Below are 10,533 nucleotides of genomic sequence, written 5' to 3'. Positions count from 1 at the left end.
AGATTGTGCGGGTCGTTCCACCATGCGAGCAGCTAKAGATACCACTGTGCTGACTACGGGGCGGAGGACGTGAGAGGCAAGAGTAAATCCAGCCGGAGATCATGCTCAGTCGAGGGCAGTTACTCCCGTTGAAGCTGTGGCTTTAAGTGCTACTTATCGTCCGGGTGTCCATCCAACGTGACTTATGGCAGACCTTATGGCATGAACGGCAATAGTTMGACCGGTGTATCGACCCGCGTGCGGGTCAACGGGTGCTCCCGCCGGTCTTTCAGGCAGTGCTCCCGCGAGTGACCACGTGCCCTATGGTAACCGGGCCCTGTGCAGTGAAGTCCGGCGCGGGAGTGTCGGGAGTTTTAACCCAGTCGTGCTGCTACCTTGCTGATGGCGTCGGTGACGTCGATGTCGATCCAACCATGGAAAACGACATCTGCGTTGGACAGGCCCACCTCGAGCGGCGGACGGCGGCMTGGAAGGTGCTGGCTTTGTCCCAGCGGCCGTCCCGGTGATTCAGGTCGTTCTCATCGACGATAGTGTCAGCTGTGGCTTCCAAGGCGCCGGCGAAGACGATGTCCTCGCGGTCCCTCCGGTAGGTGAACGTCGCCGCCTGGGGGAGGACGTCGAGCATCTCGATGGCTGCGCAAGCGGTGGCTGCTTGTCGGACCTGCTTGTCGGACCTCGTGCCGCTGGGCGTCCAGAAGGCCCTGCTGTTCCTTCCAGCCCAGCTGCTTGCGGCGAAGTGCGTCGATGGCCTGGCGCCGTGCCGCAGCGGGGGAGAGGGGCGCGACGGGTCGTGGAGGTGTACTGGCCGCCGGCGGAGCGGCCGCCGCTGACGCGACCCTGGGCGCTCACTGGGCACCCTCATTGAAGGTTTCGCCGATGATCGTGTTGACGTCCGTTTCGCCTTCGACCAGAAGACGGGTGAACCGCTCCCCGTGGTATTTGCTTTCACCCTGGGGGATGAGCGGCACTCCCCGCAGGAAGCCACTCGGCAAGCCGGAGAGCGGCCTGAGAGTAGGCGTACATGGCGCCCTGCTTGGTTCATTCGGCCGTGCCCCAGCCYTTTTGGGCGATGGCACCGTTGCGGGTCTGCAGTTCCACGGCACGTGAGGTGAAGTAGCCGGCGAGCCGGCGCCAGAAGGGTGCCGGCCTGTCTCCAGCATCTGCTCAAGAACTTGGCAACTGGCTTTAAGTGCAGGACGATGGGCAATCCGTTCAGCCCCTTCGAAAGACCATGCCGAGGGGGTGGAAACTGGCCCTGACAGCAAGAACGTGAGTTTGATATCAACCGTCGGTCAACACGGTGGGGAACTCCTGCGTCCGTTTGGGGTATACGTCAAACGGACGTCAGGGCAGCGTCTGACCACCATGTCAGGTTAGGGTCAAGTTTCTAATTCATTGACAGTCGAGATAGTGGGTCTTAGCCTCGATTTTTCATGACGGTCGGGAATGGTCGCTGGTTCGTGCCGGCGGGTTGATCGGTGGTTGTTTTCTGTTTTCGGGCAGTCTGGTGTGGMCTGTTGGTTCCAGGATCAGCCGGTAGAAGGAACGAGCCCTTTGTTGAGCCGGGCGTTGTTCTCCAGGAGAAGTTTCAGGAGATCCTTTTCCGGGGCTAATTCCGGCAGCAGGAGTTGGGTGCGGCGGGCGCGGGTGATGATTTTCCCGGCGGTCGCGAAGAGCCGGTAGCGCCAGCGTTTGATGTCCCAGGCCTTGGCGTGGTGGCCGTCCGGGAGGGCGGSGAGCTGGAGCCAGGAGACCATGTTGAAGGCGAGGGCTGCGATGTTTGCCCAGGCCTGGTTCGCGGCGAAGTCGAAGAACGGCAGCTTGCCCAGGCCGGTGTTTTTCAGGGTTTTGATCCGGTTCTCGCACCGGCCCCGGGCGCGGTGCCGGGCGTCCAGGAATGGTCCGTGCCAGCGCGGGGCGTTGGTCAGGAACGCGGTGATCCGGTGCCCGTCGGCATCGAGCAGGGTCGGTTGCGCGCCGGGGTGGAGCGGCTCGGCGCGGAGGAACAGGTTCGTGCCCGGCGGGTAATCGGTGAGCGGGATGATGTCGGTGGCGTTGATGACCCACGCATCGTTCCGGTCGTTTCCGGACTGGTCCAGGGCCGGCTGCCAGTGCTCTTTGTCGGTGCTCCAGTCGATCATGTGGGCCTTGCCGAACGGCAGGGTGTAGCTGGTGGAGAACTGCACGCCGAGGCCGTGCAGGTGCCAGAGGAACTTCCGTGAGGCCCCGGCACTGTCGGTGCGGACYAGGACCTTCTCCCCGGCCAGGGCCCCGGCCTCGTTGTAGAGCACKTCGGGCAGTTGGGCCGCGGCGGTGTGGAAGACCCGGATGTGGTCTTCGGCGCTGTTCGCTCCGGCGTTGCCGGGCCGCAGTACCGTGGCGAGGATTTCCCCGGAACCGTTGCCGCCGCCGTAATCGACGCTGGCGATGAACGGGGCGAACCCGTAGCCGCCCTTGTAGGTTCCGGCGACGTTTTCCTTATCCGAGTGCGAGGTCACGAGCGTCGCGTCGAGGTCGATGATGAGCGGGTCCGCGGCCGTCGCGGCCAGTGCCGGGTTCCGGTCCCCGGCAGCGTCCCAGGCCCTGGTGCGMAGCAGTMGGGTGAGGGTCTCGAATCCGTAGCTGAACAGCTCCGGGTTCGTGACGGTGCGTTCGAAGAACCGGGACACAGTCGCATTTGAGGGCAGCTGACCGAAGACCCCCGGTGAGGACCGCAGGATGTCCAGATCCGAGGCGTGTTCGCCTCCGGCGGCGAGCATGGTGGCCAAAGAACCAACCAGCCGGCCCGGCCGGTGTTTCGCGCCAGAGGGAACAAACTGGCCCAGCCTGTCCTCACACAGCCTGCCGAAACCCAGCGCGTCCATGAAGCCGGTGAGGACCGAAACTCCGGCGTGGGAGATCAGCGACTGGCCGGTGAAACTGACCGGCAGGGACGGAAAAACAGCGGTAGACTTCTGCATCGAAAGGGTGCTCCCTCCCTCGGCAAATAACGGTCTCGACAACCACTATTTTCCCAGTTCAGAGCACCCTTTCCCTGATTAACACGCCATCCCGACGKAYCCGCCACGAAAACCTGGGGTTAGAGTTCAATCTGACACTCTTAGCTAGGAAGTCATCATGGCCGGGCAACGCATCGGATACATCAGAGTCAGCAGCCTGGACCAGAACATTMAGCGCCAGCTCGAAGGAATCCAACTGGACCGGGTTTTCACGGAGAAAGCCTCGGGTAAGGACATCGGACGCCCMCAGCTCGAGGAGCTTCTGCGCTTCATCCGAGACGGGGACACCTTGGTCGTGCACAGTATGGATCGGCTTGMACGGAACTTGGACGACCTGCGTTCCCTGGTGAAGAGACTCACGACAAAGGGTGTCCGGATTGAGTTCCTCAAGGAACAGTTGGTCTTCACCGGGGACGATTCCCCGTTGGCGAACCTGATGCTTTMGGTCATGGGGGCGTTYGCCGAGTTCGAGCGGTCCCTGATCGGTGAACGCCAGCGGGAGGGGATCACCTTGGYCAAGGCMCGTGGAGTCTACCGCGGACGCCGGAAAGCACTCTCGCCTGAGAAGGCAGGAGAGCTGCGTCGGCGGGCCGTCGCGGGGGAGCAGAAGACAGGCCTGGCTCGTGAATTCGGCATCAGCCGCGAAACGCTCTATCAGTACCTCAAGACAGACAGCCCTGCGCAGAAGCAATAACTGCGGTCCGGTATTTACAAACCGAGGCAAGAACTTGAATAAGTTMTTGCCTCGGTTGTTTATCCTAAGTGATGCTCATATGGAATTCTGCGCTTGACCCAGCCGATGTGAGGCGGCCGAAATCCTAAACTTGGTGTTATTGCCCCTAGTGTGCGGCTTCGTACTTTTCCAKGATGTCCGCCTGGATACGGCCGCGGGTATTGACTGGCAGGCCTTGGCCGACTGCCCACAGCCGGACTTCGCGGGCAGTCGTGGAAGTCCGTCGAGCCGTCCGAGCCCGCCCGCCGGTCTTCCGCGCCGCTTTGGTGTAGGGGCTGAATACTTCACGTAGTTCGCGTGCATGAGCATCATTGAGATCAATTGCATATTCGACGCCGTCAAGGGAAAACAAAATTGTTTCACTTGCCTTGGAGCCGTCGAGGTCATCTTCCAAAAGGGTTACTACTCTTTGTGCCATAAGAAAAGCATAGGCCTTCGCACCTGCGTCGGACGGGCGCTCGTTGCTCACGAAGCTTGGGGAACTCCAAGGAGTTCAGAGTTGCCAATGCAGCCTTCACGTAAGTCACTCCTCGATAATGAACGATTTCCACAGCGCCGGACCTGGCCTATCGGAACGGTATCTGTGGAACAAGCTGGACCCCAAAACACAAGAGTGGCTGCGGGCTCCCGGTGGCGTAATCCGTTCCCGCAGCGTAACCGAGACCCTCCTTCGAGMAAGTGATGAGCAGGACCGTCCGGACCAGCTTGATAGGCACGGTCAGTTCCTCCTCTCCCCACGAGACCAGGACTTCCTGAAATCCATTGGAGCCACCGTCCCGGTTGRTCATCCTGTGCCGCCGGGCACGCCCTGGCGCTGAAAGCGCGCCCGCCGGCCACTCTCGACGTCGTGGGACGCGCTCTATGCCCAGTCATACGTGCTTGAAGAGCTTGTTCTTTCCTCTTGTTCGGTGCTCTCGTCGGGCCCGCGTCGTTGCCGCCCGGTCACCTGCGGCGGCCCGACCGACTGCCTGCATGCTGCCGGCGAACCGCGCTCACGGAGCGCACGGCAACTACGGCGGCCGCAATCAGCACGGCCGCGKCCAGTGCCGCCGGTCCGCCTTCCCGCCAGGCTCCGGCCCCGGGAAACCCGCGTTCGGCCCGGTCGGGGCTGCTTCCTGTGACTTCGTTGTCCGTCACGTCCCATTCCRCAGGGGAGGGGAAGATCCCGGCCGGAAGCCGCTGCTGTCTGAGCCGCCGACGTGAGGCAAGCCTGCTGCGAACTTTCTCATTCGGGGCGGGCACTACGCCGTCCGCTGCCAGCGCCGCGGGGAGATCAACGATGTAGGGCTCACCGTAGAAGGCCGCCGAAGCGACCGAGTCCAGCCAGATGCCGGTCGGGGGCTCCACTCCACGGCGCGAGAACGCAGCCAGGAGCATCTGCCGGATCTCGCCCAGGCTCTTGCCCCGGGCGTCCTGCGTKACTTCGAAAATCGCCAGCTGGAGTTGCACCTTCTCATCCGCCGCCGGGTCCTTGGCGCTCGGATCCTGTTCAACGGGGTCACCGTTGCGTATCCCGGTGTCGGGTTTATCCGCGTTATGCGAGTCGGGGCTCATGGGGTTCCTTTCAGTCATGTCGGGCCCAACCGCCTTTCGGCTTCGTCCGTCGGCGGGCAACGACCGTACTTGCCCGCGCCGCCKCGGTAACTTGACCCGGAAGGTCCACCCCGTGCGGCGGGGCTGGGACGATGCTGTTCCGACGTGACCTATAGCGGACTCGGACTGACCGAACCCGGCCTGACTGTCCGCGAAACGAGGAGGAGGAAGCAACGGCCGCTGGGTCTATCGTGGCGCACTTCCGTCGGTTTGTCGTCAGCGTTGACACTCACGCCAAAGCCAYGGCCACTCCATCACAGCCGCAAGTGGCGAACCACTCAAGACTCTCTCGCATTGACCGTCGTCCGAAGTGTCGGCGAGGGAGCCGGGGACTTTTTGCTTTGGCGGAAGCCGCGGCCGCGGCGTTCTCCAACCTTGCGAGCCGGAGTGCAGGCCACTGTCGTTGCTCCGGAGACAGAGGAATGGACGGCCCTGGGCGGATGAGGACGGCCCGGCTGTATCCCGGGCCGTGGTCCGGAAAGGCTGCCCGGGTGCACCGGGGGGATCGAACCCGCGACCCGGATACGGAAGTCTTCTGCCTTGCCAGCTGGGCGACGTTACAGCCGCTGAGGCTTGCTCCCCGCGGGTCCCGGAATGAGCGTGGCGGGAAACCAGAGGGAGGGCGGCCGACCCGTGGCGGGGTCGTCAGTGCTGCCCCAGGCTGCCTCCGGCCGGCGGGACGGGGCCTTGTCCGCCTCCTGTTGCTCTTTCCCGCTCGGCTTCACTCAGGGTGTCACTCGCGGCGGTTCCGTCCCCATCGCCTTCGGTATCGACGAGGCCGTTGGTCTGATCAAAAGGTTTCTCGGCGGGCCGGTCAATGACCGTGTCATCCGACCGGCTCGTGCCCTGGACGGTTTCCTCGCCGGGGAATACGCTGCCCGCGGTCCCTGTGGGTGGCACGGTCGCCGGCGGGGCGTCTTTTCTGTGCCCGGGGGCCGGGTCGCCGGYGGGTTCTTTGTGCCCGGCCGCTGCCGCAACACCTGCGGCGGCAGCGGCGGCCAGTCCGACTCCGGCAACCACTTTGCCCGAAACGCCAGCCTTTCCGCTGTCTCCCCGTGACCGCGCAGCCGCGTCTATGCCCGGCGTGCCGGCCGGGGCGCCCTCGCTGACGGTTCCCCGCCAGGCCCCGGTCGCGTACCCCTTGTCCTCTATGAAGGCCTTGAACCGGTTAAGATCATCCCCGGCCTGTTTCGCCACGATGCTCAGCCTGTCCGCTACCTTCTCCACGATGCCTTCGGGCTCATAATCGAGGAACAACTTTACGGACGTCTGCCCGCCGCCAAGGTCCTCAAATGTCACCGCGCCTGCATTGGTTGCGCCCTCGGTGGCAGCCCATGCGACTTTGCGGTCCGGTACCTGCTCCAGGATTCTGGCCCGCCACTGCCTGCGCACCCCGGCGATTTCCGCGACCCACTCCAACCGGTCATCGCTCAGCTGCTTGACGCTMTTCACCCCGCCCATGAAGTGCGGGAAGTCCTCGAACTGCGTCCACTGGTTGTACGCCACACTCACCGGAACGTTGACCAGGATGCGCTTTTCAATGCGGGTGCTCATGCTGTCTCCTTCGACTCGGTCCACAACTGTTCAGAGCGGAATTGATCATCAGCATGCTTAGTATATTCGAGGGCACGCGCTTCGGCCAGAGGAGCCGGGAAATTTCCACCATCCGCGCCCCTGGCAATGGCAGGGATTCTCCGGCGGGGCATGGCTTCGCGGCGCCCTTGCTGACGTGCCGGCGCCGGGGTCACAATGGTCGTGCCGCGGCGGTCTGCTTCAGTAGACGGGTGGCGCGTGGTGGCCGGCCCGGGTGTGGCGTTGGAACTCGCCCGGGCCGCCTTGCGCGGGAGCGCGTACGTGCGGGCGACGGTTTTGACGCGCCGGCCGGGGTACGCCGGTGGCATGGCGCCGTGCCGGATGCGGGGGAGTGGCACACCCGATTTGCCGCGCCGCGTCCGCGGGCGGGTCCGGTCGATGGAACCAGTATCCGGAGCCGCTGCTGCTGGGCTCGAGCCAGGCCCAAAGGGGCAGCCGTCAGGGGTGCCGCTGGGGTCGGTTTCAGGCCGCTGGCCCCGTGTCCGGCGCTTCCGTCGCGAGGGGCGTCCGCGTCAGGGCCGCCAGCTTCAGACCRTGCGTGCCGGATGGCATGAGCGAGGCCGAGTCTGATCCGCATTCATTGGACGTCGGGCCCGGTAGAGAGTCCTCCGCGCGAGTCCAGGACTCAAGCGCGGAGGCTCCTGGTTCTCCAAGCTGGGGGAACTGGAGAACCAGCATAAGTCTAGCGCTGCCAGGCCGCCCGGGAGACAGGACCCCGCCCGTTCTGAGGGCAGACGTGTCGACGTTGGCTGCCCTGAAACGACCGGTCGGGCCCGGTCGCAGGCATGGACGGGACATTCAGCAAGTTGTTGTTTCGAGCGGTGCTGCCCGGTGCKATGGTCCGTTTGTCAGGCGGTGCCCGGGTAGCTGGCCAGGATGTAATCGGTAGCGGCGCGTCCGGCCATGCGTCGTCGGCTCCTCCCCGGGACTATTCCGTGGCGCCGGATGGCGGCGCGGAACTCCAGATCTTCCAATGGTTTGATGCTGTGCAGCAKGCACCAGCTCGTGTACAGCCCGTAGAGGCAGTCCGGGCCCAGGGGGCTTTCTGTCTCATCGGGCACGGTAGCTTCCCGAAGGAACTGATGGATGTGCGAGATGGTCATTGCGGGCTCCTGATCCGCAGGTGCATCCATGGTGCCACCGTACTGCTGCAGTGGCCCTCTGCCCGGCCGTGCACCCGGTGGCAGAGGATCCGGCCCTGACGGGTTCCCGGATGCTCCGAATTTACGACGCCGCCGCCAGTCTGTCCAGATGCCCATAGCGCTGACGGGCGAACGCCTGGATCACATTGCAGTCCGCCGTTCCACCCGGTGACATTGTGAAAGATCCACTCCGGGATGAAACGGCGGCCTGCCTCGTCGGTCCTTGCCACTACTGACGAGGCGCCTCGACCACGCCACCGCCGTGGCGACCAGAGCGTATGTTTCAACCGGGTGATGTCCGCGTCCGCCGTGCTGTTGAAGCCGGACGGGACATCGTCATCCTGAACACCCAGCCCTACACCTCGCCCGCTCACGACGTCCTCRAAGCGGCCCTGGCCGAACGGCTCCCCGCCGAGGCAGGCGTGACCGGCCGGACATGCGAGGAATTCACGGCCGAACGCGGCGGCCTTCACGACGGATCCCGGGGGCCGGGGACCGGGACCGCTTATGCGGAGCTTCAGCGCGAGGCTCTTCGGGTCTCCCATCTGGACGTGGTCGTGCTCGACCACGTCGCCTTCGTCTTCGCCTTCGCCGTGGCAGCGGCGGCGCAGGTCATCAGGATCGTCCGTGCTTCACACCCGGCGGGAATACCCGGCGCTGATTCCCCTGGCGCAGGCCGTCGTCGCCGTTCGGCGTGCGCCATCTGCACCGATGTTCTTCGGGCGGTTTGAAAACGTCCTTACGCGTCGAAGTGGGTCCGGACTCGCGGGTCGTGTGATATCGAGGCGATGACGGAGGCGGCGATGTCCCGGAGTTTGACGTTCCGGGTGCTGGAGGCGATTTTCAGGATCTTGATGGCCGTGTCCTGGCTGCAGCGGTTCTGCGCCATGATGGCACCGGTCGCCAGGTCGATGGTGGTCCGGGATTCCATAGCAGCGATGAGGTGGGCTTTCGTCTCGGCCAGCTGGCTGATCCGCACGGCCAGTCGAAGTGCCTTGGACGCATGGTAGGAATATGTTTCAACCATGCTGATGTCCTCACTGGTGAAGCCATGGGACCGGGTGGAGTACAGGTTCAGGCCTGCTTCCGCTTCGCCCTCAAGGACCAGCGGTACGGACAGGCTGGATCCTACTCCCGCTTCCAGCGCGGCCGCAGTGAAGGCGGGCCAGCGGTCCTCATTAGCCAAATCGGGTGCGTGCACGACGACCTGCTGGCGGATCGCCGAGAGGCATGGCCCGTCGCCGGTACTGTACTGGGTTTCATCCAGTCGGACCGCGCTGTCGTCACTGTTGGCCACCGTCACCGGTTTCTTTCGCTGAATCAGCGTGATGCTGCAGAAGGCGATGGCGGGGTCGGCCAAGGTGTCGGCAGAGAACTCAGCAAGTTCGTCCAGCATCTCCTTCACGCACTCGGTTTTCAGGACAAGATCCTGCAAGTGGTCAACGAGGAGATCCGGGGAGAGCGGGTGTGTATCGTCGGCCATGGCTGGGCAGATTCCTCATTTKGGCCCTGACAACGACCCGTGACAKGGGCACCGGAGGACGGCGKAGCAGCGCGTGTGGCTGTCCTTCGAGTATGCTCCGCTTCTGCTACAAGAACCAGCAGGTTCCTCTACAACGGCCGGGGGTCATGGGAATCCGCCACCCTACCGGGGCAGATGCTCTCTCAGTAAACGCAGCTAGGGAAACTCTTCCCGTACGGGATCGGCTACCGCAGGGAAAACGGGTAGTGCCGGCGTACCTCCTGGGCAAATGCCTCGAGATCAGCGTCCTGGCCTTGGCTTGGTACATCCGGGCTGTCCGGGTGCTGTTCCGCGGCGTGCGCAGCGAAGACGATGAACCGGCCCGCAGCGACGGTGGGGCGAAGGATGTTGATGAGTTCGATGGCGGCGGTCTTCTGGTCCAGAAGGGTTTCCTGCCGATCGCGGTGGCTGGCCAGTACCGAGGCAGCCGAACCGTCAGGGGGACGAATGGCGCCATCTCTCACGTCGCGGATGACCTGCCGGCCCCACAGCTCGGACCTGCAGCGGGACAGCTGGGCTGCCCAGTTGCGGGGATCGAAGCGGGCAGAGCGCGGCAGACGCCGCGCTGAGGCATTGAAACGGTTGCGCAGCCGATTCTCTGAGGAGGATCTGCCTCAGGCGGGTGGCCGGACCGTCATCGCGCAGGGGCCCGGCCCCGGTGACAACGTCGGGGGGAGAGGCCTGTCGGGGTTGTGTTGGTCCCGGAGAGCCGCGCCTTCAAGACCGGTGCGGGTTTGGCCCGACCAGGTGCCGGGCGGCCTCGGCGATATGTTCGGCGTCGATGCCTGCCCAGGCGAGGAGTTCCTGCCCGGTTCCGGACCCGGGCATGCCGTGCACGGCCAGGTGCGTGATGGACAGGTCACTCGGCGGTGCCGTGAGCAGGGCGTCTTTGACCGCTGATCCCAGGCCTCCCTCGGGGTGGTGGTCTTCGGCGATGATGACGCGGCCCTG

At 64.4% G+C, this 10,533-nt stretch carries 10 protein-coding genes and 1 pseudogene; 2 read left to right on the top strand and 9 right to left on the bottom strand.

Features of this window, described 5'->3' with window-relative positions; genetic code table 11:
- Nucleotides 1-845: 845 nt before the first annotated feature.
- Complete coding sequence (locus tag AC1DBQ_RS18420) at nt 846-992, bottom strand: hypothetical protein (protein WP_476929885.1); 147 nt, start codon at nt 990-992, stop codon at nt 846-848.
- Between the two features lie 537 nt (nt 993-1,529).
- Nucleotides 1,530-2,960 carry an IS1380 family transposase gene (locus AC1DBQ_RS18415; protein ID WP_476929884.1) on the bottom strand — a complete coding sequence of 477 codons (1,431 nt, stop codon included), beginning with the start codon at nt 2,958-2,960 and terminating at the stop codon, nt 1,530-1,532.
- Nucleotides 2,961-3,117: 157 nt separating this feature from the next.
- Between AC1DBQ_RS18415 and AC1DBQ_RS18410 the strand changes: the two genes are divergently transcribed.
- On the top strand, nt 3,118-3,693 hold the full coding sequence (locus AC1DBQ_RS18410; RefSeq protein WP_476929883.1) for a recombinase family protein: 576 nt from the start codon (nt 3,118-3,120) through the stop codon (nt 3,691-3,693).
- Between the two features lie 145 nt (nt 3,694-3,838).
- On the opposite strand, the gene AC1DBQ_RS18405 is transcribed toward AC1DBQ_RS18410, so the two are convergent.
- From AC1DBQ_RS18405 to AC1DBQ_RS18390, 4 genes are all read right to left on the bottom strand, one after another.
- Complete coding sequence (locus AC1DBQ_RS18405; RefSeq protein ID WP_476929882.1) at nt 3,839-4,201, bottom strand: histone-like nucleoid-structuring protein Lsr2; 363 nt, start codon at nt 4,199-4,201, stop codon at nt 3,839-3,841.
- A 473-nt stretch (nt 4,202-4,674) separates the two neighbouring features.
- The gene (locus AC1DBQ_RS18400; protein WP_476929881.1) at nt 4,675-5,286 is read right to left on the bottom strand and encodes a hypothetical protein; all 612 of its coding nucleotides are present in this window, start codon (nt 5,284-5,286) and stop codon (nt 4,675-4,677) included.
- Between the two features lie 684 nt (nt 5,287-5,970).
- Nucleotides 5,971-6,879: an SRPBCC family protein gene (locus AC1DBQ_RS18395; protein ID WP_476929880.1), complete on the bottom strand. Its 909-nt coding sequence runs from the start codon at nt 6,877-6,879 to the stop codon at nt 5,971-5,973.
- 887 nt (nt 6,880-7,766) lie between these two features.
- Complete coding sequence (locus AC1DBQ_RS18390) at nt 7,767-8,021, bottom strand: hypothetical protein (RefSeq protein WP_476929879.1); 255 nt, start codon at nt 8,019-8,021, stop codon at nt 7,767-7,769.
- A 317-nt stretch (nt 8,022-8,338) separates the two neighbouring features.
- Between AC1DBQ_RS18390 and AC1DBQ_RS18385 the strand changes: the two genes are divergently transcribed.
- Entirely contained in the window at nt 8,339-8,791 is a 453-nt protein-coding gene (locus AC1DBQ_RS18385; RefSeq protein ID WP_476929878.1) for a hypothetical protein, read from the top strand.
- A gap of 8 nt (nt 8,792-8,799) precedes the next feature.
- Here the strand turns inward: AC1DBQ_RS18385 and AC1DBQ_RS18380 are convergent, their stop codons facing one another.
- The 3 genes and pseudogenes from AC1DBQ_RS18380 to AC1DBQ_RS18370 form a co-directional block, all read right to left on the bottom strand.
- Nucleotides 8,800-9,543 carry a GAF domain-containing protein gene (locus tag AC1DBQ_RS18380; RefSeq protein ID WP_476929877.1) on the bottom strand — a complete coding sequence of 248 codons (744 nt, stop codon included), beginning with the start codon at nt 9,541-9,543 and terminating at the stop codon, nt 8,800-8,802.
- A 224-nt stretch (nt 9,544-9,767) separates the two neighbouring features.
- Nucleotides 9,768-10,046 (bottom strand): hypothetical protein, encoded by a 279-nt coding sequence (locus tag AC1DBQ_RS18375; RefSeq protein ID WP_476929876.1) that lies wholly within the window; start codon nt 10,044-10,046, stop codon nt 9,768-9,770.
- 253 nt (nt 10,047-10,299) lie between these two features.
- Nucleotides 10,300-10,533, bottom strand: a pseudogene (locus AC1DBQ_RS18370) (hypothetical protein); the annotation flags it as partial.

This window comes from Arthrobacter sp. 10T413_2 (assembly GCF_056394205.1).
Note: the sequence above shows the minus strand (reverse complement) of the source record. Positions and strands in the feature narration are given on the sequence as shown.